Source organism: Enteractinococcus coprophilus, from assembly GCF_006716305.1.
Classification (GTDB): Bacteria; Actinomycetota; Actinomycetes; order Actinomycetales; family Micrococcaceae; genus Yaniella; species Yaniella coprophila.
This window is the reverse complement of record NZ_VFOU01000003.1, coordinates 541,676-567,779: the sequence shown is the minus strand read 5'-3', so window position 1 is coordinate 567,779 and position 26,104 is coordinate 541,676. Positions and strand designations below refer to the sequence as shown.

19 protein-coding genes are annotated in these 26,104 nt (G+C 52.5%); 10 read left to right on the top strand and 9 right to left on the bottom strand.

The genetic code is table 11. From position 1 onward, the window contains the following. Window positions 1–84: 84 nt before the first annotated feature. Window positions 85–1,110, top strand: coding sequence for a hypothetical protein (locus tag FB556_RS10595; RefSeq protein ID WP_141867450.1), 1,026 nt, complete (start codon window positions 85–87; stop codon window positions 1,108–1,110). 978 nt (window positions 1,111–2,088) lie between these two features. Here the strand turns inward: FB556_RS10595 and FB556_RS10590 are convergent. Further along, on the bottom strand, window positions 2,089–3,510 hold the full coding sequence (locus FB556_RS10590; RefSeq protein ID WP_141867448.1) for an O-methyltransferase: 1,422 nt from the start codon (window positions 3,508–3,510) through the stop codon (window positions 2,089–2,091). Between the two features lie 381 nt (window positions 3,511–3,891). Between FB556_RS10590 and FB556_RS10585 the strand changes: the two genes are divergently transcribed. Beyond that, window positions 3,892–6,336, top strand: a complete 2,445-nt coding sequence (locus FB556_RS10585; RefSeq protein ID WP_170200444.1) for a glycosyltransferase — start codon at window positions 3,892–3,894, stop codon at window positions 6,334–6,336. A gap of 480 nt (window positions 6,337–6,816) precedes the next feature. On the opposite strand, the gene FB556_RS10580 is transcribed toward FB556_RS10585, so the two are convergent. Continuing rightward, window positions 6,817–7,146 carry an alpha/beta fold hydrolase gene (locus tag FB556_RS10580; protein ID WP_141867444.1) on the bottom strand — a complete coding sequence of 110 codons (330 nt, stop codon included), beginning with the start codon at window positions 7,144–7,146 and terminating at the stop codon, window positions 6,817–6,819. Window positions 7,147–7,724: 578 nt separating this feature from the next. On the opposite strand from FB556_RS10580, the gene FB556_RS10575 reads away from it, so the two are divergent. Then, window positions 7,725–9,149: a hypothetical protein gene (locus FB556_RS10575; protein WP_141867441.1), complete on the top strand. Its 1,425-nt coding sequence runs from the start codon at window positions 7,725–7,727 to the stop codon at window positions 9,147–9,149. Window positions 9,150–9,271: 122 nt separating this feature from the next. On the opposite strand, the gene FB556_RS10570 is transcribed toward FB556_RS10575, so the two are convergent. Then, entirely contained in the window at window positions 9,272–10,225 is a 954-nt protein-coding gene (locus tag FB556_RS10570; protein WP_141867439.1) for an IS30 family transposase, read from the bottom strand. Here FB556_RS10570 and FB556_RS10565 point away from each other — a divergent pair. Beyond that, window positions 10,224–10,436: a hypothetical protein gene (locus FB556_RS10565; protein WP_141867437.1), complete on the top strand. Its 213-nt coding sequence runs from the start codon at window positions 10,224–10,226 to the stop codon at window positions 10,434–10,436. The two genes, FB556_RS10570 and FB556_RS10565, sit on opposite strands and share 2 nt — an antisense overlap. Window positions 10,437–10,723: 287 nt before the next feature. On the opposite strand, the gene FB556_RS10560 is transcribed toward FB556_RS10565, so the two are convergent. The 4 genes from FB556_RS10560 to FB556_RS10545 all read right to left on the bottom strand — a co-directional run bounded on the left by FB556_RS10560 (window position 10,724) and on the right by FB556_RS10545 (window position 13,851). Beyond that, window positions 10,724–10,903, bottom strand: coding sequence for a transposase (locus FB556_RS10560; RefSeq protein WP_141867435.1), 180 nt, complete (start codon window positions 10,901–10,903; stop codon window positions 10,724–10,726). Window positions 10,904–11,011: 108 nt separating this feature from the next. Next, window positions 11,012–11,830, bottom strand: coding sequence for an ABC transporter ATP-binding protein (locus FB556_RS10555; RefSeq protein WP_246057393.1), 819 nt, complete (start codon window positions 11,828–11,830; stop codon window positions 11,012–11,014). Beyond that, a complete protein-coding gene (locus FB556_RS10550) occupies window positions 11,817–12,827 on the bottom strand; it encodes an ABC transporter permease (protein WP_141867433.1) in 1,011 nt (336 codons plus the stop codon). The genes FB556_RS10555 and FB556_RS10550 overlap by 14 nt, the downstream gene beginning before the upstream one ends. A 667-nt stretch (window positions 12,828–13,494) precedes the next feature. Beyond that, complete coding sequence (locus tag FB556_RS10545; RefSeq protein WP_141867431.1) at window positions 13,495–13,851, bottom strand: hypothetical protein; 357 nt, start codon at window positions 13,849–13,851, stop codon at window positions 13,495–13,497. Window positions 13,852–14,277: 426 nt separating this feature from the next. Between FB556_RS10545 and FB556_RS10540 the strand changes: the two genes are divergently transcribed. The 5 genes from FB556_RS10540 to FB556_RS10520 all read left to right on the top strand — a co-directional run bounded on the left by FB556_RS10540 (window position 14,278) and on the right by FB556_RS10520 (window position 23,220). Continuing rightward, on the top strand, window positions 14,278–16,032 hold the full coding sequence (locus tag FB556_RS10540; protein ID WP_170200443.1) for an ATP-dependent nuclease: 1,755 nt from the start codon (window positions 14,278–14,280) through the stop codon (window positions 16,030–16,032). Between the two features lie 550 nt (window positions 16,033–16,582). Beyond that, window positions 16,583–17,299, top strand: coding sequence for a LamG-like jellyroll fold domain-containing protein (locus tag FB556_RS10535; RefSeq protein ID WP_141867427.1), 717 nt, complete (start codon window positions 16,583–16,585; stop codon window positions 17,297–17,299). An 87-nt stretch (window positions 17,300–17,386) separates the two neighbouring features. Beyond that, a complete protein-coding gene (locus FB556_RS10530; RefSeq protein ID WP_141867425.1) occupies window positions 17,387–20,032 on the top strand; it encodes an immunoglobulin-like domain-containing protein in 2,646 nt (881 codons plus the stop codon). A 395-nt stretch (window positions 20,033–20,427) separates the two neighbouring features. After that, window positions 20,428–22,638: an AAA family ATPase gene (locus tag FB556_RS10525; protein ID WP_170200442.1), complete on the top strand. Its 2,211-nt coding sequence runs from the start codon at window positions 20,428–20,430 to the stop codon at window positions 22,636–22,638. Between the two features lie 369 nt (window positions 22,639–23,007). Then, on the top strand, window positions 23,008–23,220 hold the full coding sequence (locus tag FB556_RS10520) for a beta-lactamase family protein (protein WP_141867421.1): 213 nt from the start codon (window positions 23,008–23,010) through the stop codon (window positions 23,218–23,220). 32 nt (window positions 23,221–23,252) lie between these two features. Here the strand turns inward: FB556_RS10520 and FB556_RS10515 are convergent, their stop codons facing one another. Next, window positions 23,253–23,828, bottom strand: coding sequence for a hypothetical protein (locus tag FB556_RS10515; protein WP_246057391.1), 576 nt, complete (start codon window positions 23,826–23,828; stop codon window positions 23,253–23,255). Window positions 23,829–24,112: 284 nt separating this feature from the next. Between FB556_RS10515 and FB556_RS10510 the strand changes: the two genes are divergently transcribed. Further along, complete coding sequence (locus FB556_RS10510) at window positions 24,113–24,736, top strand: YdcF family protein (protein ID WP_141867416.1); 624 nt, start codon at window positions 24,113–24,115, stop codon at window positions 24,734–24,736. 48 nt (window positions 24,737–24,784) lie between these two features. Here FB556_RS10510 and FB556_RS10505 read toward each other — a convergent pair whose 3' ends face one another. Then, window positions 24,785–25,840: an acyltransferase family protein gene (locus FB556_RS10505; RefSeq protein ID WP_141867414.1), complete on the bottom strand. Its 1,056-nt coding sequence runs from the start codon at window positions 25,838–25,840 to the stop codon at window positions 24,785–24,787. Window positions 25,841–26,104 lie beyond the last annotated feature (264 nt).

The following is a 26,104-nucleotide window of genomic DNA, read 5'->3' as shown; positions in this document are numbered from 1 at the left end:
TTCTCAAGCGTTCGTTCGACAGTAGATTATTGAAAGTATGGCCAATCCCGGCAAGCTACGGGTTTTCGCGGTAGCGTAATTGATATGACAAATAAACAGGAAAAAGACAAACCCTCGGATAATACATTGAACTCTATATCAAGTGAAGAAGATGGACTTACAGCGGCCAAAGAAGGTTCGGTCCAGGGGTCCGCGATAGCACGACAAGCGTCGTCAGCTGGGGGATTCTTACCGCTTAAGGGCGGCACTGTACATGGGGATATCAAATTCGAAACACCGCCAAATACCAGGTCTAATAGGATCATATTAGAGGCCTGGGAGAGATCGAACAAGCCAAACAAACGCGCTGGGGACGTGTTGGAACTTCATTGGCGAACCCCCTATGCGAAACCGTTTATTGGTTGGTGGGATTCCACTGATCCGGACGACCCCAAAATGAAAGCTTGGATGGGCGCTCACGATCTGCCAAACAATCCGGCTGGAACGCCCCACCGACATTGGTCTGTGGAAGTTTCGGATAGTCAAGGGCAAATGCAGTCACGGTTCATTATCGATTACGATAAAGACCATACGAATATTAGAACGTCTTCGGCAGATTTCGGTGTTGGGTGGGGAGCTTTTCGCCTTGCTTCAAGTACACTCGAATTTACTACTAACACGAGAGGCGAAGAAGAGATCCAGCGATGGTCGGTGCGGCGCTCTCAGGGAAAACGATATAACCTGACCCTGGCTAGGCATGATGGCTCCGGGGGAGAAGTTCCAGTCGCTAGGTTCGACCGGTCAACAGGGTTCATTGCGTTAGGGGGCAGCTTCGAGCCGGATAGTATTTTGCATCTTAAAGGCAATCAACACACCTTCAAAGTTCAAAGCGCCACGAAGAGCTATTCGATTAAATCTGATGGGCATATGCTCTGGGAATCTAGCCGTCATGAAGGAGCAATAAGCTTGTCAGCGGGGTTTTCAGGAAGTCGGCATCGGAACCTGCGATTAGCAGGTGGCGATCTTCAGATCGAAGATGCTGACCGGGGTATCATCATGCAAGATCAAGAGACCAAAACCCTCCACAGAATTACGCTTCGTAACGGAGAATTTAGGATAACTTCAATATGAATCCAGGCCCAATTCTAGCGTTGATCTCTGATCTATATGCGCAGGTTAGTGAACTCGCTCATGAGAATCAGCAATTGCGTGAGGCTCTCGAAGCAGCACAAGATCAGCAGGGTAGCTAGCTTCCGCAGATGACAATATATGAGGGGTTTCGGTCCACTTTCGATGGCCGGCCCTAATAATTGGCCACGGCCCTTCCGGGGCTCTCGATCCCTTAATTGCTTTTTATTGCGGACAACTCCCGAACTATTTGTTTCTAACATCTGAGCGATAAGTTCTCGATGTCGTAGAAGAGCCCTTAGTAGAGAACGCCGCTCACTACGTGTGAATCGGCCTGCTTTGGTTTTTGTGATGAGTAAACCGGCTAGATGCGGCAGCCAGGAAGCGAAATACCCTGAGGCCTATGAAAGGTCATAGAAATTGGTAGATGAGTAGTACGCTAATTTTCTAACTGCACACTAGGTTCTTACCTATTTCCTGAGTTCTATATGCTTTCGACGTACCCAGGATCCGTTTATTAGGATAACGTTGGGCAGACCCTGCCATCTCAACAATGTTGAAGTACGTGGCATGTGAGTGGAAGTAGCCTGCGACATTGAAGTGCCGAACCAGACCTAATGTCGCAAGTTTCGCCCTCTTGTGCGGATTGGTTTCCCGCAAGATGAGTTCAAGGGGCTTTAGTCAGTCTGCCGTCGGCAGACTGAATGCTCAAGCGCGCTGACCAAGCCTAGAGGCTGTTCACTCGTGGCCTTCCGGGTTACTTCGACACTGGCGACTCGAGTAATATTCGCCGTAGTAGCTCTGTTACTAACGTGAGCCTAGTTGGACCCCTGCCGTTAACCGAGTTTATCTCCCGGTGGCAAACCAACATGTTATCTCCACTAATAAGCAGGTGGTCATACGATCGACATAAGTCTGAAGTGTTGGGACAGGTGCGAGGAGAAGTATCAGGGCCTAAGAGCCACAGAGCTGAGACGATTATCAGGCTAGAGGCTGAGAGCTTCGTGAGCGCACCCAGCGCGAATCCTCAGGCGCAAGGATACCTAATCTGCTCAAACCCTTATCTACTTGGCAGTACCCAGGGAGGAGCCGCAGCCACTGATCGAGTATGCGAATCTCATCTTCTCGTGTCGAATCATCTAAAATGATAACAGCATCGCTTCGCAAACGCTCTAACAATTGAGGTACTGCGGGGTACCGGGCGCACTGACCGAGCGACCCAGGGGGGCCATCCACAATCAATAAATCAATCTCTTCCGGCATGTCAGCAGTCTGAATGTCATACCACTGATAGTCGGTTTTGTCGTGACGAACTTGTGTTAATGGCAAGGTAATTACCTCTGCTGCGGCATCTAAGCTGTGGTGGCCAAGGTACGTTCTTGTGAGAGAGGCGAATTCTTCTTTATGATCAACGGACACCACTTTGGCGCCGATTTTCTCAGCCTCATAAGCAAGCCATATTGTTGACGTTCCAGAGCCTATTTCCAAAATTTGTTTAGGTCTCCTTGAGGAAACGATCTGCACAAGATGAAGTAAGGCGCGAGCGTCCATAGCCCACCGGCCCGATGGCGGCATGAGATCCCGTAGGTCATGACGAGGGTAGAGCTGAGCTAGAGCCTCGTGCTCGTTAGTCTCGTTCCAAATCGTCTTTTCAGCCTGGGCTGTTATTTCGCCTGCAGCTAGTTGAACTGTGGAGATGACTTGTCGCCTAGTTTTTTGCAAATCGCGACGTACGCGTAGAAACTCGTGGCGTTGGGTTTCTAAAACTGAAATAATCTGCTTTGCTTTTGTACTGGTCGTGCGATTTAGAGCGCTTGCGTTGGTATTGCCCGTTTGGTGGACCTTCGTCAGAAGGTCAGTCAATTTATCAACTTTTCTAGCTAGCTTGTCGATCTCGGGGCCAATGTCAGAGTTAACGCCGGAGCTGAGATGGTCACTGTCCAACTGTGCTGGGGACGAGTCCAAGCTTCGGTTCGTTGAGGAACTTCGATCAATTTCTCTTGCCGCTTTCGAGTTCTCTCGCGATAAACTGTCATGCATCCGTTCAATTCTCGAAATAGCTGGGCGGTAGCTCTGCTGAGTTAACGAACGCTGAAGTTCCGCTGACTCGTACGTTGCACTGGCGAGTTGTTCTCTAAGCTCTCGAGCTGCCAGCTTTGTTTCCGCGCGATGGGTGCGTACCTCATCAAGCAAGCGTTGAGATGCCTCCCTGCGCTCATTGAAGAACCGACGAAATGAATCTAAGGTAAGTGCAGCGACGCCCATTAGACAGATAACGCTGATGCTTACTAATGGGATGAACAGTGGAGATGTCGGCGCGAAGTTGAATAATATGAGCGTAAGCAGGATACTCAGTACGAGAATGCCGCCGACTATTGCGTGCAGAAACTTCCTTGCCGTCATCGGTTAGACCAGCCTTGTCCCTCTTATAGTAAATAACATACGAAGATGAGTAGAGAATTTCATAGACAACCTACCATGCCCTCTATATCCCTAATTCCTTGAGTCGACTGTTTAGCGGTAAAGAACTGCCTCATGCTGTAGTGGGTCTCAGAATATAACTAGTGTTATCTTTCCAAGGAACGTTTTCTTGCTCTTAGATCACGTGAGTCTATGCCGAGCTAGGCCCGTCAACTGGGCTACGTGGTAGGAGAAGGACGGCATACTACTAATTAGAGATATAGTGCTTAAGAAGGCTGGTTCGTATTCGTGGTTAGAAATCTTGACAGACTCACTTCCGCTGAGTTGATTTCCGATTATGCAGAGAAATTCATGAAGTTGAGAATGGCAATCGAAGCAACGGCGCTTCGGACAGAGTCAAGGGACTTTCGCTTTCTCTTGGCGCATCAAGCTACGTCTGGTGGCCTGACGTTCTCACAAATCAAAGAGCTCCTTCTATATAATCGTGCTGACTTAGTCGAACAGGAGATCACAGATCCTGTCCGGTTGGGATCTCTCGGCAGAGTCTTGTTGTTACAGGCAGATTCCGCAGAAGATCAGAGGTTGGGGCGCCGCTGTCTAGAGCTTTCGAATAATCTCACTCCAGCCAAAAAAGGTTCTACTCGACTACGTCGACTCTTGGTCGAAGACCTGATCGAGGCCGGTGACTACGAATATGCGAGAGAGCTTCTCAACCGCTATCCGGACGTGGATCGGGAATATTTCGGATATCTGCGAGCGGAGACTTACAACCCTTTCAGGGAAGGTCTAGGGCACAAAAGAGCGGAGGAGTGGCTCGAAAACTTTAATCAGTCATTTACTCAGAATGACCTATTACCTATTAAGTTGTCCAAGCGGGCCGGGACGCCGTTCGACAGGTTGCAGGCAGAAACTCCCCATGATCTCCGGACTCGAGTGCCCGTCTCGGAGGGTGAGATACCCGACGTGACCGTGGTATTGACCACATACAAACCAACGCGGGAGGGACTCATGACCTCTGTTGGTTCCATTCTCGCGCAGACGTGGACGAACCTAGAGCTGTTGATAGTGGACGATGCTTCTGGTGAGGAGTATCAGGACGTCATCAACGAAGTAGTGAATTTAGATCCACGGATACGGCTGATTACGTGCGAGCAAAATGGCGGTACTTACAGAGCGCGAAATATAGGTTTCTCGCAGGCGCGGGGGGAATTAGTTACAGGGCAGGATGACGATGACTGGTCACACCCCCAAAGGCTTGAACTTCAAGTAGAGGCCCTTGAGTTAAACAAAGCAGCGCCAGGGTGTCGTACGAGGGCGATCTCTTGTACGGAAAATCTTTCTAGGGTTCGACGAGGCTATAAGCCTGAAGGAGCTAACGCTTCGTCTTTAATGGTTCGTCGAAATGTGATGAATGCAGCTGGCGGATTCTTACCAATACGAAAAGCCGCTGATAATGAATTAGCTCAACGTATTGAGGCGATAACTGGCCAGGCAATCATCGATATTAAGAAGCCACTTGCTATTATCCGAATTCTAAAAGATTCTCTCTCGCGTTCACATTTTCGACCGGGGTGGCAGCATCCTGCGCGTCGTCAATTTCGTTCCGCGTATAACTTCTGGCACCGCCATGCTCCCAAGGCCGACTTACAACTCGACCCCAATGAGTTTCCTCCAATATCTATCCCGCGAGCTTTGCGCGCAGACCCAAATAGCTTCCCGACGAGAGTCGAAGTCGTTTTCGCCGGGGATTGGCGCCATTTCGGGGGCCCACAAAAATCTATGTTGGAAGAGATCACGGCACTGACTGAGTCGGGATATAGCGTGGGCATTCTTCATCTGGAAGCTGCCAGGTTTATGGCTACTGAAACTCAGCCACTTTGCGAACCCATTCAAAAGCTCGTGAATGCTGGAAAGGTGCAGGAGGTGCTCTACGACGATCCAGTCGAGGTAGAGCTTTTGATTCTCAGGTATCCTCCTATCTTACAGTTTCCCCCCGCTAGCCCCTCCGCTTTGAATGTCAAACGACTAATAGTTCTCGCCAATCAAGCGCCAGCAGAGCTCGATGGATCGGACATCCGATATCTAGTATCTGACTGCCACAAGAATGCGAACCTAATGTTTAAACGGTGGCCTTTATGGGTTCCTCAAGGGCCACAGGTCAGGGATGCTATTAGGAGTTACCTAAATGAAGCCTCTCTCGCTGAGTTTGATATGCCTGGGATAGTAAATCCTGGTGAGTGGAGAACCGATAGAGGTTCTCGACGCAGTTTGATTCCAGTCGTGGGTAGGCACTCTCGTGATAATCCCATGAAGTGGCCGAACTCCGCAGAGACCCTGGCAAGAGTCTATCCCGGTGAAGGAATATTTGATGTTCGAATTCTAGGAGGCGCTAAGGTCGCCTTGCAGGTGTTGGATACCACCATCGAGCCGCCCGGGTGGACGGTATATTCTGCAAATGAAATGTCGCCGCTCAGTTTTCTGCAAAGTCTAGATTATTATGTCTTCTATCAACATGAACAGGCGATCGAAGCCTTTGGTAGAGCCATACTTGAGGCTTTAGCTACCGGTCTAGTCGTTATTTTGCCGGAGCGGTTTAGACAGGTGTTCGGGGAAGCTGCGGTTTATAAAGCTCCAAAGGATGTACTAAAAACTATTCGATACTTTCACGAGCATCCGATAGCTTATGAAGAGCAATCTAAACGTGCCTTGCAAGCTGTGGAGCAAAGGTTTAGTCATAAGTCCTACCGAGAGCTGATTGCCCCGATCTTAGCAGAGCCAGTAGAGTCGGTTGCGCTCGAGGAAGTATAGAGGTATGACAATACGTGGGCGAGGTCGGTTTATGATTTGCAGTCAGCCCGACAAGGTCTCTTCAGGCCCCATCAGACCTAGCACCACGTACGATTATCGTCTTTGCAGTTCGAAGATTGTACACTTACTTAGCAGAGCGTTTGCCGGAGAAGTGAGGATTCAGAAGAAATGCCCCACCAATTGGTAGGGCATTTCTTCGTATTTGAGACTGTTAGAGTGTTGCGTGCCATTCCACGGCTTTGTGCAGGTGCTCTAGGAATACTCGCTTTGCTGGTGGTTCGTGCGCTTCAGGCCCCTCGTAATGAGCGAATTGGAACCGGTTGCTATTCGGACTGTCCTCAATCACGAAGCGGAACGGTTTATAGTGCTGCTCAACGTGCGTGTAATCGTGATTGTTTTGTACATAGTAAACATAGTTTGGTTGTTTGGTCTTGTACCGTGCAAGGGCGGAGAGTCGTTCACCTAATGGCGCTGCCCAGTCTATCGCTGCGGGAGATCCTCGAGTGGTGTCGATGGCTTGAGTTGTGGCATCACGGTATTCAGATAAGCGCGTTGTGCGCTGTAACGGGTGCCTTTTACTAGGTAGCCTGAAATGCTGGTCTGGCTATTGAACGGTACCGCCGTGCTGTTAGGTAAGTAGGTAGCGATTTGTAGGGCAGCTAGCCCTCCGCCGGATGCTCCGACAAGAAAGATTTGTGATGCTCCTACTGCCGCAGCCGCCTGAGTGATCCAGTCCGCGATGATGGGGTAGAGGTCAAGATTCTCCCATCCTGTGTACCAGGCGAGCTCTAGTTTCTCACTCAGTTGCAAGCATGGGTCTGAAAAGTACAAACTGCTGTACTCTGTATCGCGTATTGTGCGCATCCATTCGAATCGTGGTATCGGTCTTTTGCGTCGTAGCGTTGCCCCATGAAACGCAACTACTAGGACATCGGATTGCTTGTTGATCAGCAGTGCTTCGAGGTGAGTGCTCTTTGGTAGACGTGCCCGATATTTGGTGACTCCTAGTGCGCTTAAAGGCGCGAACTCGGTGTGGTCTGGGAGTTCTTGTGTGGGTACGTCGTGGTGTGTGGTCACGTCTGCCAAGGAAACAATCATATTGTGGATCTTACTACGGGTAAATGGTCAAGCGCTGTCGCATTCCGGGATCTGATCGAAGAATGCAGTACCGCGCTGCATCGAGCCAGAGGATAGAGGTAGACTAGAATCTAACGTTTGCAGCGAATGGTTCCGACGGCTGGAATCTCACTCATGCTGTTGTATAAGGCACTGACGTTATAAGCGGCGCCGATCAGTGTGGCAATGATTTTCGGCTGTGTGGATCCAAGGGTGGCCATCTAGATAGTCATATGCAGTGGTGTAGAGCCTTTCTGGGTAGGCTGCTTCATATGTCACATCTTGAAGTTCCGCGGTTTCCGTGTGGGTTTTTATTCGCTAGCCGTCCGGTTGAAGCGCCGCCTACTTACGTTCCGGGACCGTTATTAGAGCATTTCTTTGTGCACCCCAGGACGGAAGTTGATACTTCCGGGAACGGGAATTTGTTTGTGGTGATCATTGGACACTGTGTCTCAACGACATCAATTCAAGATGCGTCACCAGCCCATGTGTTGCTCGAAGCCCTGCGTGTTAGTGAGGACAAGTTTTTTGCAGTCCTGAGCAAGTACGCTGGCCGACATGCGGTCATATTTGGCAGTCAGAGCGAATCGAAGATTGTCAGTGATGCCACGGGGATGAGGGCCGTGTTCTATGCCGGTGAAGGCGGTGTCGTGGCCTCACATGCCCTCCTGGTCGAGCATGCACTAGGCGGTATTTCCCGAAAAGATGAGCTGCCTTTCAAATACGGATACCCTGGCAATCGCACACCATATCTGCGCACGAAGCTTCTTATTCCCAACACTTACTATGACGTTGCAAATAATAGCACCCGTCGTTTCTGGCCGACTCGTCAGCTTAACCAGCGATCCGTTGATGAGGTGGCAGCGGAGTGCCTTGAAGCAGCTACTAACGCCTTCCGGAACATGGCTAGGGGCCGTGTGATGAATATGGCACTAACGGCCGGCCTGGACTCTCGGGTGATTTTCGCAGTCGGGCTGAACTCAGGGTTTGAGTTCTCCACTTACACCTACGGTTTGGGGAATGATACGAAAAGGGATCGACTGTTTGCAGCTGACCTAGCAGCATGTTACGGGGTGTCCCATAGTGTAGTGCCCCATGTCAGAACATCTAAGGAATTGGCATTGCGCTTGGATGAAGCCAATTTTGCGACCCATCATAAAGCCCATGTGGGCGCTCTGAGTAGCTGGTTTGGGAGTTCCGATGCTGTTGCGGTTTCTGGGAATTTGTTGGAAATCGGCAGGAGTTTCTACCAGGCCCAAAGGAGAAAAGGGGTCAAAGGTCCGGTTACTGCTGGGGCCATGCGCAATCTGCATACTCAAGCCATGGGGCCGAAGGTTCGAGACGCTATTGAAGCGCACGGTAAGGCGCGATTTGATGATGTCTCGCTTTTAGGGTTTCAGTCCTATATTGAGGACTCTGAGTTCTTTGCCGCAGCAGACTTCCTCGATCCATTCGATCAGTTCTATTGGGAGCATCGGATGTCTGCGTGGCATGGGGTGTCGATGTTAGAGCGTGATTTTTATGGGGTTGCGTTTATCCCGTTCAACTCGCGGTCTATTTTCGAGGCCATGCTAAGCGTGCCAGTGGAGCGCAGGGACGACTCGACAGTTTTTCATCGGATGATTGAAATGGTTGAGCCCGGACTACTGGGTATGCCAGTGAATCCTAAAGAGTGGCCCCTCCCAGTGCAGCCCTAGTAGGCGATCCGCAGGGGAAGGGCAACAGGCACGTCTACCAGGGCTACTGGCAGAAGGTGCGGTTGTGTCACTCCCCGGATGGGTGACTGTTTTCCATGGCGTTAGTTTGGTTCAGGGTGAGTTCAATCGGTGGTAGCAACACTGCTGTTATGACTTGATTGTAGCTGGTCGGCGAAGACTTCTGCCTGGGTCTTGAAACCCAGGACTTTACGTGTTCGGTTATTGAGCGTCAAAGCGACGGTTTCTAGGTCGGCTGCCTCCCATTGGGACAGATCAGTACCTTTGAGAAAATATTGACGTAGCAAACCATTGGTGTTTTCATTGGTTGGGTGCTGCCACGGTGAAGGCGGGTTCGTAAAGAACATCCTCGTCCCCGTAGCAGGCATGAAATCCGCATGGGTAGCCCGTCCTGTTCCACGGTCCCAGGTCAGTGTCCGGCGTAGTTGTGAGGGCAAACGCATCATCGTAGCTTGTAACGCGGCTTTCATGGGGCCGCCCCGTAACCACCGAGTACTGGGCCGTTTTTCACTCGTGGCGTGCCGCCCCAGCCTTGGGGTCTGAGCAAAATGCGCCAGCAAGATCCTGCGGCTGCTGCGTTCAATCACGCTGCCGATTGCTGAACGCCCTGTACCGATGATCAGATAGCCTTCCCAATAGCCTGGGACGATCCGATCCGCAGCCTCTGCAGGGCGTTGAGAGATCACGATATCTTCTGTCACATGCCCATGAGGATTGGACCGGGAGAGGGCTCGGGGCTTGCGAAGCGCCCGGCCGGTGCACAACGCGGCGACCAGTTCACGTTTCAGGGCCCCGCGGGCTTCGATATACAGGGACTGATAAATCGCTTCGTGGCTAATACGCATACTTTCATCATCGGGAAAATCCAGGGGCAACTGACTAGAAATTTGCTCCGGGCTCCGCGCCGTGGACCACTTACGATCTCCTCGGTGCGGTTTATTGAGGCACTTCCAAGCCGGTGGCATTGGCCCTGAAACTACAGTGTCATCCTCATTCCCTAACTGTCTTGCCAGACGATCCTGAAGGTAGTCACGAAGTTGATGAATCGTCACCAGCATGGCCACCTTCGGGCGTTTCGCGCTTGCTGTGCTTTCCACTGCGCAACACCTGAGCCTGATCAACTGGGACTGTGGCGCGTTTATACGCACGCGGTTGGATCGCGGCAATTCCCGTCTCGCGCATCAGAGCGGCGCCCATTCCAACCGAGCGGACGATGCCTTCTTCATCGAGTTTGGCAGCTACTCGGCGGTAACCAACAGCACCGTGTAAAAACCTGAAGAGGTTGGAATTCAGGTTTGAGGGCCTCCCGGCGGACTTGGGTGGCAGCGATGGTGTAAGCGCGGTCACACCGGGCATAAAGCGAAGAGCGGGTAACACCGAGTCGACGGCACATCCAGGCGATTGGGTAGTTGTCCTTCTCCGCTAAAATCATGGCTGACTTGGCGTTTAGTCTGTTCCTTGGCGAGGAAGGCTGCGGCTTTTTGTGAACTCATTCTCCATCCGCAGCTCACGAACCTCAGCTTCGTACTCCGCTAACCGCACCCGATCTAGGGGCTTCAACGCCGGTGCAGCTCAGGGTTTTTCTCCCGGTACAGTATCACCCGGTTGCCCCGCGTGCCGTCATTAATCTCCAGTTCTTTGGCCACTTGCGCGATAGGACGATCGTTTTGCATAACCATCTGTACAGCCTCAGCCTTGAACTGCGCACTGAACTTTCGACGTGGAGATATTGCCATGTTCTTGATCCTGTGTGATAATCATCAACCTGTCCAACAACCTTGATACGCCTCGCCTGCTCAGGCTAGGTCTTCCAACAACTCAAGGACAGAACGGCCTGTCGTAGGTTACCCCCTATTGAAAGCTGGACGCTGAACCCCATAAGCTTCTTTAACTTTTCCAAGGAACTCTGCGGCATATTCGTATTCTTCACGGGCCAGGGCAGAAACGTACACCATATATTGCTCCATCTTTTGTTCAGGCTGTCCGTCGGCGACTACCTCGCCATCCTCGAGCCAGATCACCCGGTTGCACATGCCCTCAATTGCTTCCCTGGAGTGGTTAACGAGGAAGACAGTTCCAGCACGTTCAATCATGGCGTCCATAGCTGCTTTTGAACGTTCCTGGAACGAGGCATCACCTGTGGCGAGCGCTTCGTCGACCATTAGGATCTTTGGGCGTGCGGCAACTGAGATGGCAAACCGCAGACGGGCGCCCATCCCCGAGGAATAGGTATTCATTGGGGTATGGATAGCCCGTCCGATTTGGGCTAGATCAATGACGGAAGGACGAATCTCTTCTGCTTCTTCTGGTGTGAATCCCATCGCGAGCAATCCGAGCATGACGTTCTCGTGGCCGGAGAGCGCTGGCATCAGCGCTGCGCCGACGCCTAGTAGCTGAGGCTTGGCCGAACTGAAGACCCGGCCCGAGGTTGGGGTTTCCAGGCCGGCAAGGATTCGTAGCAAGGTACTCTTGCCGGATCCGTTACGTCCGATAACTCCGACGAACTCTTTTTCACGCACATAGAATGAGATGCCTTTGAGTACGGGTTTAGGAACTCGTCGTAGATGGTTGAGCGGGTTGCGCCCTTTGCCGGTGTATCGCACCTGGTAGGTCATATGGATGTCGTCGGCGGCAAGGGTAATAGGAGGTTTAGCGGCGTTCACGCGCGTATTCCTCCTCACCTTTCCAGAAGTACCAAAAACCAAGGACTGCCAAGCCAATAGCCCAAGCGGCCAGACCCAACCAGGTCGAGGCTGCGGGGACGGTATTTTCCATCAGGATGGAACGGTATGAGTCGAGCAGCATATAGATTGGATTGGCTTTTACGATGGTCAATGCCAATTCATTTTCAATGAATCGTTCGACCGGAAAGATGACTCCAGAGCCATACATGAGGATGCGGACTATAAAGCTCATGGCCTGGGCGAAGTCCGGCATCTTATAGCCCAGCCGGCTGAAGAAGAAGGCAAAGCCCGCGTTGATGAGAATGTGTAGAAGGAAGACAACGGGGAACAGTAACCAAGTGGCGTCGATGGAGACGTGCGGGGGTATTGCTAGAATCATCACGATCATGACAGCCATGACGATAAATTGGCCTAGCGTTTCGCGCACCACCAGTGAGATGGGTATGGCAGCTCGGGGATACGAGAACGCGCGGATCATACTGCGCGAGCTTTCAATCGCTTTGGTGGCTTGGGACATGATGCCGCTACTGAAACGGAACATCAGGATACCGATAATGATGAAAGCAACGAAGTTGTCCATCCCACGGCTGATACCCAGCACGATGCCGAAAACTACCCAGTAGAACGCAGCAAGTAGCAGCGGGTTAATGACTAACCAAAACGGTCCAAGAAAGGTATTTGACGTTTGGTTGAGTACCTTGTTTTTTGACTCGCGCCAAATGAAGTGACGACGTTGCCAGAGCTCTTTGAAATATTCTGGCAAAGAGGCTTTCTCGCCGATGGGCTCCAGGCCTTGTGTTTCGCCGAAGAGGTCCTCAACACTTGGGTCCTTAGCCAGGTGAGTTTTCTCGATGTCGCGAAGAAAGCGCTCGTCGTCCTCCGACAGGACCCGGCGAACTCTTTTCGGGTTCGGAGAACCTGATTTGGACACGATATTCATTAACCTTGTCCACGAAGCGCTTTCTTTCTGACTCATCCTCAATAGGCTAGCAGGAATCGGTCGATGGGCAGCTTGTGGGGCTTAGCCTAAGAAATCGATAGTTGCCTCAGGAACCCCTGCTTGCCCTGCCCTTGAGAACGAGGTTACCGATTCGTTTGAAGACCCGACGGTTACGACTTTGCGATCACACAGCTGCAGACGCTCAGTCTCACTTCGAGGGTGCCGCAGACGAAGCGTATTTAGAAGAGCAACTGGCTATCTGGTCGCAGTCCTACGCTGAGATGATCAACGGGATGGTCGAAAACGCTGCCGAGCACAGAGAATCTGTCGCTAGCGACCGGCAACCAGGCCATCGCGACCCGTGTGAGACCGTCACTGAAGCCGCTGACGGCCCAGTGCTGTTAGTGGTGGGTGGATTTGCTCAATGTTGCTACAGGACTTACCACTGGCAGATCTCACATCCTCGTAACTCAATGAACTACCTGCTGATTCGCTTCACAACGTAGCTATATCGCGGATGTCGGTGGCTCGGCGAGATTCATCGGCTGGAGCCACGAGCGGCCCTATCGATATTAGCCACCTAGCGATATACCTTATCTAGTGTGTTCGGCGGCGTAGCTAACCTCAGTTGGATCACGTGGTGCAATATGAGTCCCGCGAGAACGATTCCTCGATTGGACTCGTTCTCGCGGGACGCGCAAGTTTAGGAGCCTAAAGTTACCACTATTCCATCGAGGTCCCTTTGAAATTCCTCAAGGAGTTCTTCAGGTACGTTCACAGTCCAGTTTTGGCCTACAAGCCAGCGGCTCTTACTTTCAAGCTCACGCTCAAGTTCATCCAGTAAATCAAGATTCTGTTTAATAGCTGCAGCTGAGTCATATGTAGAGAGAACTGAGTCAGTCGTGCAGCTTACTCTCTGGGCCTGATAATAATCTGCACTGGTTAAAGATGCTTCGCAAGAACGTTCGGTGATGCGTTCCCAAGTACCTACTAATTCGTCGAGCGTTTGATGTGAACCAGCCTCGCTGATGTGTGAGACAGAAACATCAGAATTATTCATTGGTTCAGGACTGCCGCAGGCTGTGAATGTTAATCCGACAGTGATTCCTGAAATATTTGGTAAGCCTACACGTCGTCTTGAAAGAAGGAACTGGAGTTAGAGAGATTCAGAAGGCCTGTTTGAATTTATGGCACATCCACAAAGCTTGCAGACGATTACGAAGAGACCGCTTCACTTTTCTGAACCGCGCTAAGGACCCGATGTTGACTTTGGAACGCCCAAATGACCGCCGCTCGGGGAGCGGGCACGCGTCCTTAGTTCCGAAGGCTCCAATGCATCGGTCGTTGAGGTTAACACTTCGGGTCCGGTACCAGGTGGCCTGATGAATTTTTGGGATTATCGCTTCGATTCGGGCGGCTATTTTCTTGAGCGAGCAGTTAGAGAGATCTTAAATAAGCGTTGAATATCGATGTCATAATGTGTGGCATGACAATCACTGCGAACAAGGACGATTTCCAAGATGACCCCCTGACCATCAAAATCGACTCCGTTACTATTAATCAAAAGACCATACAGTTTCCTCACGCGGGCGTCGTTGCCATAGTCGGTGGAAACAATGTGGGAAAATCTACTCTGCTCAATGAGATCAATTCATGGATAGCTCGCAGTCCTTATGCACGTGATGCTACGAGCGACGGCCTAGTTGTAACTGACGTAGACCTCGAACGACAAGGTGATCGAGGATCGTTATCCACCTGGCTGGAAAGTCATGCAAGCTTCGTTGAGGCACCAAGCTCGGGTTTTGTGAGTCAAAAAACTACTCGTCCCTTGCCTCTGAATGAATTAGAGAGCTTATGGGAACGGGAGACGCTAGGGCAGCTCGCTTCTTTCTTTGTCCATCACTCCACTGCGACGGATCGTTTTGAGCTGGTGAAACCTATTTCGCAGCGCCCGGATATAAGCGATCCGCCAAAGCACCCAGTGCATATTCTTGAGGACCGCGAAGATGTTCTACGCGAAATCCGACAGGTGTCCAGAAGGGTATTTCGGAAAGACTTGACCCTTGATCGACTATCCGGTCATACCCAGCTGCGGGTAGGCGCGACTCAGATGGAAGCGCCACCGGTTGATGCTGTGACTAGCGAATATAGGAAAGCACTGAGCAACTTGCCAGGCCTTGCGACTCAAGGTGATGGGATGAAAAGTTTGATCGGTCTGTTGCTTCCTGTAATAACAGCCAGTTATCCGATTATTTTGATCGATGAACCAGAGGCATTTCTGCATCCACCGCAGGCTTTCGAACTTGGCAAAGTCCTCGGGGACATAGCTTTAAAACGCGAGGTTCAAATTATATTGGCGACCCATGACCGCAATCTGATGGCAGGATTGTTGTCTTCCGAAACTACGATGTCTGTCGTCAGATTAGACCGCAATGAAGATGTAACTACCGCAGACCAATTATCTGCGCCAGAGGTTGAATCTCTGTGGACTGATCCTGTCATGCGCTATTCTAATGTCCTCGAAGGCCTATTTCATCGCGTGGTTGTTGTGGCAGAAGCAGATCAGGATTGTAAGTTCTATGAGGCTGCGATCGATGCAGTCGATGAGACAGATTCTCTTGCCATCTCGCCAAGTGAAATTTTATTCATTCCTGCTGGTGGTAAGGATGGGATTTCAAAGGTTGTTACCGCCCTCCGCGCTGCTAATGTTCCCGTTGTCGCGTGTGTCGATCTAGATATTCTAGATAGTGCAACAAAGCTCCGAGCGCTCGTCGCTGCGTTCGGAGGCAATTGGGCGGAATTTGAAAATGATTACACGATGGCCGTCCACCAGCTGAGGCCCACTGACGTGCAATGGACCAATGGACACGTTCTCAACTCGATCAAACAGGTACTTGAGCCTGTTGCTAGTCAACCCTGGGACACGAACGTGAGGAGTTTACTCAAGCCCATTACTCGTACAAGCGAATCAGGTTTTCAGAAGTTAAAACGATATGGCATGCGCACTTTCACAGGACAAGCTGAACAACATGCCGAAAGGCTCATGGAGAATCTCGATTCTTTAGGCATCTGTTGTGTCCGCGAGGGTGAACTTGAACGATTAGCACCAGGGATTGGGGTTTCTAAAGGACCTGGCTGGCTTTCTGCAGCACTTCAAAATGGCTCGCATCAGGGGTTCGAAGCGCGAGCACATGCATTGCGCATCTTGGAATCAGCTAGGCTAATTTCTGCGCGTCAGTAGATGGCGTCTAAGGTGGGAAGATTCCTCTCCGCGGGATGGCCCCTGGCTATAGCTCGATCAGTCGAATCTTGTTGGGCAGATCTTCATCGATAATTATAAATGGGCGGGAACATATGTGCTGTCGCAGAGCCATTAAAAGTTGAGAGAAGTTGTCGTAATAAAATACCCGCTTGCCGTGAGGTTTCTTCGAGAGTTTTGAGCCCAGAGACAGTCTGCTCGAAGTAACGAAGCATCCCAAGTTCATTTAAGGAAGTGGACTTCAGTAATTGCGAAATGCAGACATCCTATGCTGAGGTCAAGTGCTCATGCGGAATTGTATGAGCGGGGTTGCAGTAAATCGGTGCACTAGCGCCGTCGTCATTGGCATTATCGAGAGTGGCCAATGCTCGATGTCATGACGCGCTCGCCAATTAGTTTAATATTCATCTTCTCTTGTCGGAGCGTTCTTTTCTCCTTGCCTCACCCGTGACAAACGAGTGTCTATGATGACGTGTCCGCTTTACCACGTCGCCATCACAGCGTCGAGTTTTCGTGCATTGAAAGAGAGAACATGAACGCCACACATCAGTCTGGCTCTGCTCAACCCTCCAAGTCGCCCAAGAAGCTTCCGCTTGCAGTGTCTGTGCCACTGACCGTCGGCATGGCCTTTACTAGCGCCGTCATGCCGGTTTCGGCAATGGCCGATCAAACCACAGCTGTCGTTCCGGCTGCCGTCCAACAACCGGCACCAGCAGAAGTTCCTGCGGCCGATATTCTCGACGTGGACTTCGCCGAGGGCACCGCTGCCGATACCGCACAGAATCTGCCGATCACTGAACACGGGAATCCGCAGATAGAGCTGGATCCGGCACTGGACCGCAACGCCGTAACTTTCGATGGTGAATCTGCGCTGCAGTACCCATTCGGTGACCAGTACGAACAGATGACCGACTCGTTTTCGGTGGAATGTGTGTTCCGGTATAACGGTGATCTGCCGTCGTCGGGCCAGACCAACCTGTGTGCCAATAAAGAGGCCGGTGGTTTTGCCGTGGCGATGTTTGCCGACCGCCTGACCTTTGAGTTGCACACCGGGAGCTATCAGAACATCGGTGTTCAGATCGAACCGAACCAGTGGTACCACGCGGTGGCGACCTTCGATGGTGCAGACCAAACGGCCAGACTGTATGTGAATGGTGAACTCGCCGCTGAGGTGGAGACCGTTGGCAGCGAGATGACCTGGCCCGCAAATACTGGCGCGCACAATATGACACTTGGCGCAGACTCTTAAACGAACGGTGCACAGTTCTATTCGACTTCAACTCTGGCTTCGGCTCGGGTGTTTAGTGACGCGCTAACCGCCGACCAGGTGGCGGCGATGAATGATGAAACCTTTGCTGGTCTGCAGGATCAAACGACCGAGATTGCGTCATCGACACCTGCTGCCGGTGAGCACATTACCGGCAACACCGTATTTGATGTCCAGTGGGAAGAACCGGCTCTGGTTGCTCAGGATACGTCCTACACGCTGGATGGAGAGCTGATTGCAATTGGTGATGAATTTGGTGTTGGCCTGACCAGCGGTGAGCATGTGATCGGCGTCGAAGGCAAGACGGTCTTCGGGCAGCCGATTGCTGAGGAGATTACGTTTACCTCCGGATCGATTCCAGAAACCGGGGGTACCGATACGGCACAGGGTCAGGGGACCGTGACGCTGTCGGCGCGGGCGACCAACCCTGATGGGGGAGACGTCACCTCGACTTTCTACGCCGGTGAGACTGACATCGCTCAAGAAGGCTTCCAGGGCCTGACGCATGAAGTCCCGACGACCCTGGAGTTCGACTACGACGATGGTGCTGAGATTGACGGTTCCGGTGAGAGCTTGTCGGCTGCGCAGGATCAGGTCGCGTTCCAGCGCTTTGATGTGGCCGTCGGCGACGCCGTCGAGGGGCAGACCGTCCGCTGGGCTGGCTCGGTGGATCCGAGTCGTGAAGTGACCCTGATGGTGTGGAACACCGCGGCCGAGTCCTGGGATGCCGTGGCCGCAGGTCGCGGGCTGACCGAGGGTGAACTGGTGTTATCGGGTGAACTGGTTGCCGAGCATCTGAATGCCGATGGTGCTGTCTCGGTGCTGGTGGTGGCTGAGGATCCGTTCTCAGATGACCTGGCCAATGAGGTGGCCGATTCCTTTGAGGACACTGAGGACTATGACTTTGCGATTGCGCACCTGACCGACACCCAGTACCTGGCCGAGGGTGCCGCAGAGGATGCGTATTCGGAAGAACAACAGGCCATCTGGGCGCAGTCCTACACCGACACGATCGACTGGATTGTCGAAAACGCTGATGAGCGCAAGATTGACTACGTGGCCCATACCGGTGACATCATCGAAAACTGGCACACCGGTGGCCCCGTCGATGACGAAGCGGGCTACCGTGAGATCGCGGTCGAGGAATTCGAATTCGCCTCCTCCGCGCAGCAGACCCTGGATGATGCCGAGATCGTCAACGGCGTGCTGCCGGGCAACCACGACAACCGCTCCGGTAACGACGTCGGCGCTGAGAGCCTCTACAACGACTACTTCGGTCCCGAACGCTACGAAGCACTGGAACAAACCGCCGGCTGGCAAGACGCCCAAGCCTCCTGCACCCCGTGGCGCGAGGGCGACAACGAAAACCACTACGACCTGTTCACCGCCGGTGGCCTGGACTTCATCGCCGTCCACTTAGGCTACGACGTAACCCAAGAAGAACTCGACTGGGCCTCCGATGTGCTCGACCAATACTCGGACCGCAACGCGATGGTCATGACCCACGCCCACCGCGCACCGAGCAACAACGCCGATGGCCGCGGCGGCTCCTTCTCCCACGACGGCGCTGAGATCGACCAGTCCGTGCTGCAGCAACACGACAACGTGTTCCTGGTGCTATCCGGTCACGAACACGGCGTGAACATCGAGGTCCGCAAGGATGTTGGCACCTACGGCAACAACATCGTCGAACTGCTGGCCGACTACCAGTTCTACGAAGTCTCCGCCGAAGAACTGGGCCTGGCTGGCATCGACGATCGCAACCCCGATGACATGCTGCGCTTCGGGGCCAGCTTCTTCCGCATGCTGCAAATCGACGTCGATGCCTCCGAAATGGCCATCGACACCTACTCGCCAATGCTCGACAACTTCGGCGCGACCGAGTACGACGACCGCGAACGCTACAACGGCACCGAAGACGACACCCGACTGCCCATCCAGCTCGAGACCCGCCGGCAGACCTCATTCACCACCGAGCAGGTGCTGGTCACCACCCCAACCGACGAGGTCATCGGTGAAGCCACCGCTGACTCCGGCTGGCCCGCCGAAGTCACCTGGTCCGGGCTGACCGAAGGCGAAACCTACGCCTGGTACGTGGTCAGCCGCGACGCCGAATCCGGCGATGATCTAGCTCCCGGTGAGGTCCACCAGATGGGTGTGTTCACCGCAACCGCAGCCGGGACCGACGACGTCGCCCCCGAGCTGACCATCCCAGAAGCCGCAACCATCACGACCGGTGAGGCCTTCGACCCAATGGCCGGTGTCAGCGCAACCGATAACACCGACGGCGACCTGACCGACGCCGTGCAGGTCATCGGCGCCATCGACGTCGACACCCCCGGCACCTACGTGCTGACCTACGTCGTCGAAGATTCCAACGGCAACCAGGCTTCTGCCACCCGCGCCATCACCGTGACCGAAGTTGCCGGCGGACAGCAGACCGGTGGCACCCAGGACGACGATGCCAACGCCCAGAACGACGACGCCCAAGGCGGCTCCGGAACCTCAAACGATTCGGACGACGCCGGAACCGGTGGCTCTGATGATGCGGTCGATGGAACCGGCTCGAGCGTCAACGATGACGTGGAGAACACCGGAACTCTAGCGAACACCGGTGCCCAGCGCGCACTGTTGCTGACCCTTGGCGGTCTGCTGAGCGTTGGTGCTGGTCTGACCGCCTGGTGGGTTTCCCTCCGCAGTAAGTCGATCGACTAATTAGTGCCTTGTAACAGCATGAAGACGGCCGCCGGTAGTCCCATCGAGTCAGCTCGAAAGGGACGCCGGCGGCGCCTCCGAGGTTTTGGATTAGCTGAATCGTAGGCGGAGACATGGTGAAAGCCAGCGGTCAGGTCAACGTTCCATTGTCCTAGCTGACTGAATATGGCCCCCATAATTAATGCGTGCCCCAGCATAGCGGGCTTTCGGCCAGGAGATCGATTCCGAGGTTTGCGTGAATATATATTTATTTGCCGCTCGGTTCGCACGTCTTTAGCAGGTGTTCTTCAACTGTTCATATACGGAGTCATAAGCTGGCTGAAACTTGAAAGTACAAAAAACGTCGCGTATAGATAAAGTGGTTTGTAGATTGTGTAATACGGTGGAGTATTGATTTGATCGATGAGATTTCCCTGGTTGATATCCCGTGTTTTGAGGGCGGAGACAGATCGATAACGGATCTTCCAAGAGTGGGGATCTTTTATGGGCCTAATGGCTCGGGTAAAAGCTCAATCGCACGACGCATCGTAGAAACAGCAACAAGTACATGCGAAGTTGTGCACTTCTCAGAAGAATATATATCTCGAATCTTGGAAACAACTGACCTTCCAGGAGTATTTACAATTCGAGACGGGACAGAAGACGTCCAACTTAGGCTCCAAGAGCTGAGTAATACTGAAGATGGGCTGATCCCAGAGGCTGAGACTCGCGTTACGCGATTACAAAAAGAACTCGAAGATAACCAGCAAGTAGTTGATTCTGAGATAGAGAAGCTACGGGATAATCTGTGGGACAGACAACGTCTATTGATCAGTTCTGAATCTCAGGACTCTGACCTTTTCTCTTTCGCATTTACTCCACGACCAGGGACCAAGAAAAAGTTCCTTGATGACTGCCAAAAGCTTCGTGCAACAGCTCAGGAATGTCGTTCTCTTGACGATATTCGAACTGATTTCGATAGTCTCGAAGAGCAAGAGTATCAGCTATTTACTGAGTTACCTGATTTGCCAACGCTTAGTCTACTGACGCAAAAAGAAGCTAGCCTTCTGTCTTCGAAATTGACTTCCAGTAGTGACTCTGAATTGAAGAGTGTATTTGATCAACTAGGAAATACTGAGTGGGTTCTCCAAGGACTTGATTACTTGGACCAGTCAGATCCGGGCTGCCCCTTCTGTCGTGAACGCATACCGCAGCCGAAGTTGACCGATCTGAAAAATCTTGTTGATGCGGCATACACTGAAGCACAACAGACCCTAAAAGCCAGTCGTGATAAATGCCGCTCTAATCTGTCCGTTCTCGACACGTATCGGGCCAGTATTTCATCGCATCCTTTTATTGAGGAGACGCTAACTACTCTACTGCTAGCGCTGAGTAAGTCCTGGGAAACTAACGTGGAGACGTTAGGAACTAAGCTTCTCTCTCCGGAGAAGCTACTACAGGTGGCCAATACTCAAAAGCTTCAGAATGATGTGCAAGTAGAAGTCGACAGGATTAACTCAACGATACGCTCGCGAATCGAACTTGCCATGAATCGAAAAGAGACTGAAGAGCGATTGCGCGATGGGTTGTGGAACTACTTCGTTTCGATTGAAGCTGAAGATCTCTTCGCAGCCTACGTCTCGGCTACGGCCCACCCGTTGGGAGAAATTGCTAGATTGAATTCAGAAATCCCGTCAGCGAAGAATCAGTTGAATGCGTTATCTGAGGAATACTCGCGATTATATTCGCAACTGAGCGATAGCAAAGAGACCGTTGCACAAATCAACAATATGCTGAGATCGATCGGGTTTTTTAGCTTTTCTCTTATCCCTCAGGACGGAGATGACACTTATAGATTAGTTCGTGAAGATGGTTCTGATGCTGCTGCAACTCTAAGCGAAGGTGAGAAGACTTTCATAGCATTTCTCTATTTTTATGCAAGCACGATACAAAAAGCCGGCACAGTAGACCACGGTACGTCTTTAGTCGCGATCATTGATGACCCTGTTTCTAGCCTGGACTCAGACACGTTATTTCTTATCGCCATACTAATGAAGAATCTCATTGGTCGGTGTGATTATCGGAAGAATAGGCAAGCTCCACGGCCGGGGTTCGCTCCATCTCGCTTGCAACAAATCTTTTTGCTCACGCACAATGCCTACTTTCATAAGGAAGTTACCAATCGGCTTGATTCCGGTAAAAAATGGGATCTTGCCTATTACATTCTTAGGAAGAAAATGCAGGAAGCAACATCAATTTCCCGAACTGCGACTAACCCGATTCAATCTCAATATTCCCGATTGTGGGATGAAGTTAAGGCGGGTATATCGAACGGTCATGAGGTCACCACCTCGGTCCAGAATTCGATGCGTCGTATTATCGAAACCTATTTTCATTCGCATGGGGGCGTAAAGATAGATCACCTCCGTCCTGAACTTAGCCCGGCGGAGTATTCAGTGTGCCTAAGCCTCGTTTCATGGCTACATGATGGATCTCATAACATTCCATGGGACCCCGACTTTTCGCCGACTCAATTCGACAATGCTACCTACTATGAGGTGTTTGAAAAGTTATTCAAATATAACAACCAGGAGCAGCACTATAATTTTATGATGAGTGCGAGCTGAGCTCCTTAGCCAATTGATTAGCGCTCGAGGAGCTGATCTCGGTTAGCAAGTTCTGTCGAACTGGGTCTTATCTTAGAGAACAGCACTAGCTTCGTTCGTGGCAAGGCTGCCGAGACCACAGTTACCGTCAAAACGGCGATTATTGCTGTATCAGCAGCGTCACGTGGGTGCCATCAGCGTCAAAGGCTTGAGTTGCTAGCTGGGATATATTGAGCTCCCGGCAGCGCAGCGCGACTTCGGTATTCCCGGATCAAGCATTCTGAGGTTCTGGATGCTGTGCGGAATTACCCGGTCTCCGAATCGACCGTAACGCCGTCTTAAATCAGCATCCAGTCGTCGGCGCAGCTTACGAGTCCGCTTCCCGAGACGATGCAGGAATCACTAGAAGACGCCCTGGTTTCTTGGATGGAGAGATATGAGGCCCTCAATGCCGCGGCGATGGCGACTACTCCCGACTGGACCTGGCCAACACAGAAGGGCGTCACCGATCTGGAATCTCAAGAGCTCCTTGAACCCGACATGGTTTGGCCGCTGCGAAGCGTGACGAAGTCCGTCGTCGTCATTCGTTCACACGTTGATTGAGGATCCCTCGCAGCAGTTCACGCTTGAGGCACTCAATAGCTACGGTCTGAAGACTCTTCTTCCGCCACTGGTTCACGACGCAGAAAGAAAGCGCCGAGTGTTCCTGCGAGGGTCGCAAATACCACCACGGAGAAAATAGCTAGCACGACATGGAGAATGCGGGCGAAGACGGTGTCTACGCTGAAGCCGGATCCGGTAACCGTTGCCAGCGCGGCCTCGTAGAGGGCATCAAGATAGCTCGGGTACTCAGCGAACAGATACAGCAGCTGACTTGATGCCAGAATGACTATCGCGGTCACCGCGAGCAGCCAGGCAACTCGATTCGACAGCAACTTCCCTGCGGATCGTGAACCACGAACTCCCGCAGAGAGCACTGAGCCAAATCGTGCGACGCGCAAGAGCCGTAGGGACTGTAACGCGCGGAAGAAGCGTAAAAATGGCACCAGCAGAAAAATAACCTGCCACCAGTTCTTGCGCCAAAAGTGCCCTTGAAAGCGCGCAACATACGCTCGCAACAGGAACTCGGCAACGAACACAGCCCACAGGATCCAACTGCTCACCGATAGTACAAGTTCGCCAGTCGGGTCTGTGATAAGCAGCTGTGCCAATACGACCAGCAGAAATATGATGCCTAAGACGCCCAATGGGCGGTCAAGGCGTTGTGCGAGGGATTCTGCATCGATGAGCCGCTCTTCGTCGTCACCACCAAACTACGGTATTTGCCATGACGCCGCCTCACGGTTGGATGCCCCTAGTCGAGTCTGTTTGTAGTACAGCGTTTTGGCCTAGGTGTCACTGGTGAAATACACTAACTTCGGCGCGCGACTCCCAAGAAATCGGCGATATTCCTCCTTCAAACGTGCCTGCGCGCCGCGAAACGAAACGAGCAGTGATGACTACTCCCCGCAGTGACCAGGCAACACGCATTGGCACGACAAAGGTTGCGCTGAAGCATGTCAGTCTAGCGATTATCACCTTGATCGCTGTGTGGTTTCTGTTCCTCTCAGGGGGAGTGGTCTTCCCACCGCAGGGCGAAACCGAGGGCCAAAGCGATGCCATCGTGAGCCTGGCGCCGCAGGAGCATCGCCTGTATACCGCGACACAACTCGTGGAGAACGGCCACATCGATACGCTGGTCATTTCCCATTTCGCCGGCCAGATAGCTAAACGCGAGACCGGAGAATCGACGCGGCAGATCTCGGTGACGGACTACTGCCAGGAACACGCGGATAACGGTGTCACCTGCTTTACCCCGTCTGAAGATGCGACCATAGGGGAAGCATTCGCCGTGCGGGAGCTGGCCACCCAGGAGTCATGGGACAACCTCACCGTGGTGACAACTCGGGAACATGCCTTCCGCGCGCATTACATCTTTGAGCAATGCGTTGGCGACGATGTTGAGGTCAACCTCGTGCACGCTGATGCCAATTTGAGCATCGGTCAGTGGGTCTCGCATATCGTCTACGAGAACGCAGCGTTCTTCAAAGCGTTATGGCAGACCAGCACTCGGTGTTAGCGACCCCCATGGCGTAGTTTTTCTCCCTGTTACTAAGGATGCCTACGTTTAGGCAACGCTCTTCTGTTTCGGCGCTGGTACTGCACGCTCTGACGGGAAGGCTGGGCGCTGATACATGTAGGCCAAGGGTTTGAGTTTCGAAAGCCCCAGCGAGCACGCTATGACGAGGCAGGTCAGAACTAGCACTGCGAGGTACAGATTGGTAGTCAGCGCAGGCGTCAGCTCGAAGGCGGTTATTTCAGACAGGAAGATTGCAATGATGGCACTGTGCCCTAGGTAGATGGGCAGGGTCTGGCCGCCGAGATAGCGAAGGAGTGCTAGCTTGCCCAACAGGTTGGCCAGTCCGATGCCACCGACTACTCCGAGCAGCGATAGAATAAATAACGAAACGCCTGGCGGGATTGCGTAGTATGCGGCAATCAGAGCTTCGCCCAACCACACGCAAAAGAGTAGCGCAGATGTGTGCCACTTGAGACGGGATACTGCTGCTCTGATGTGCTTGGAAAACAGGGCAAAGCCGATAAATAAGAAGTAATAGCGGAAGATACCGTGCCATCCGCTACCGATAGCGTCGAACACGAATTCCGGTAGGGCTGGTTCGACCAGCGACATCCAGATAAAGGAAATCGCGGCCGCGGCGAGAACCTGAGCTTTCGCATGAAACTTCGCGGTCAACCGGGCGAGAACGAAGAAGAGGGCCAGGGTCCATAAAAACCAGAGTTCGCCGTTTGGGCGCAGTGGGGATGCTCCCAGCCGTAAAACCTGTTCGACGACGAATTGCCAGCTCGGACCCTCCAGCACCCAGTGGTTGAGTAGCCGGTAGGCAAGCACCACGGGTTGCCAGATCAGAAATACCCATACCAGTAAGGCCAGTTTCCCTTGGGCAAGTTCGCGCCAGGATTTGGTCAGCCACTTGCTGGCGAACAGACCAGCCACCGCGAAGAACATCGGCATGCGCAGGTTGGCCGACACTTCCGTGAAAAAATCTAGCTGTGCGGACTGCAGTGAGAATTGTTCGAATTGATCCCGTATATGGACCACCACGACAAGGATGATCGATATAGCTTTTGCGGTATCGACCCAATCTAAACGGTTTTGCGACACGGGTGATCACTTCTCTTTTGACGGTGTGGTAGGAGTTTGGCGGTTTTGGGTCACCGTGTCGAAGTGCGGTAGCCAGCGGCCTGTGTAGCAGCCGTCGTCTCGAAACACTCGCCCGGGACCGGGCGGATAGAGATCGCTCATTGGTCGACCCCTTGCGGGGTGGCTGGCCGGGCGGTCTTTACCGTTCCCAGTTAGTTTATGTAGCTCATTCTGGGTTACGCAATGACTTGAGCGGTCGGGTTTACTTGAAGGGTCCACTCATCG

Bases quoted from the DNA above. Each gene is read 5' to 3' on its own strand.
- FB556_RS10560 (WP_141867435.1), bottom strand. From the start codon at position 10,903: ATGGCAATATCTCCACGTCGAAAGTTCAGTGCGCAGTTCAAGGCTGAG.
- FB556_RS10595 (WP_141867450.1), top strand. From the start codon at position 85: ATGACAAATAAACAGGAAAAAGACAAACCCTCGGATAATACATTGAAC.
- FB556_RS10510 (WP_141867416.1), top strand. From the start codon at position 24,113: ATGACTACTCCCCGCAGTGACCAGGCAACACGCATTGGCACGACAAAG.
- FB556_RS10585 (WP_170200444.1), top strand. From the start codon at position 3,892: ATGGCAATCGAAGCAACGGCGCTTCGGACAGAGTCAAGGGACTTTCGC.
- FB556_RS10590 (WP_141867448.1), bottom strand. From the start codon at position 3,510: ATGACGGCAAGGAAGTTTCTGCACGCAATAGTCGGCGGCATTCTCGTA.
- FB556_RS10540 (WP_170200443.1), top strand. From the start codon at position 14,278: ATGACAATCACTGCGAACAAGGACGATTTCCAAGATGACCCCCTGACC.
- FB556_RS10570 (WP_141867439.1), bottom strand. From the start codon at position 10,225: ATGCTGGTGACGATTCATCAACTTCGTGACTACCTTCAGGATCGTCTG.
- FB556_RS10545 (WP_141867431.1), bottom strand. From the start codon at position 13,851: ATGAATAATTCTGATGTTTCTGTCTCACACATCAGCGAGGCTGGTTCA.
- FB556_RS10535 (WP_141867427.1), top strand. From the start codon at position 16,583: ATGAACGCCACACATCAGTCTGGCTCTGCTCAACCCTCCAAGTCGCCC.
- FB556_RS10550 (WP_141867433.1), bottom strand. From the start codon at position 12,827: ATGAGTCAGAAAGAAAGCGCTTCGTGGACAAGGTTAATGAATATCGTG.
- FB556_RS10565 (WP_141867437.1), top strand. From the start codon at position 10,224: ATGGCCACCTTCGGGCGTTTCGCGCTTGCTGTGCTTTCCACTGCGCAA.
- FB556_RS10575 (WP_141867441.1), top strand. From the start codon at position 7,725: ATGTCACATCTTGAAGTTCCGCGGTTTCCGTGTGGGTTTTTATTCGCT.
- FB556_RS10530 (WP_141867425.1), top strand. From the start codon at position 17,387: ATGAATGATGAAACCTTTGCTGGTCTGCAGGATCAAACGACCGAGATT.
- FB556_RS10520 (WP_141867421.1), top strand. From the start codon at position 23,008: ATGCAGGAATCACTAGAAGACGCCCTGGTTTCTTGGATGGAGAGATAT.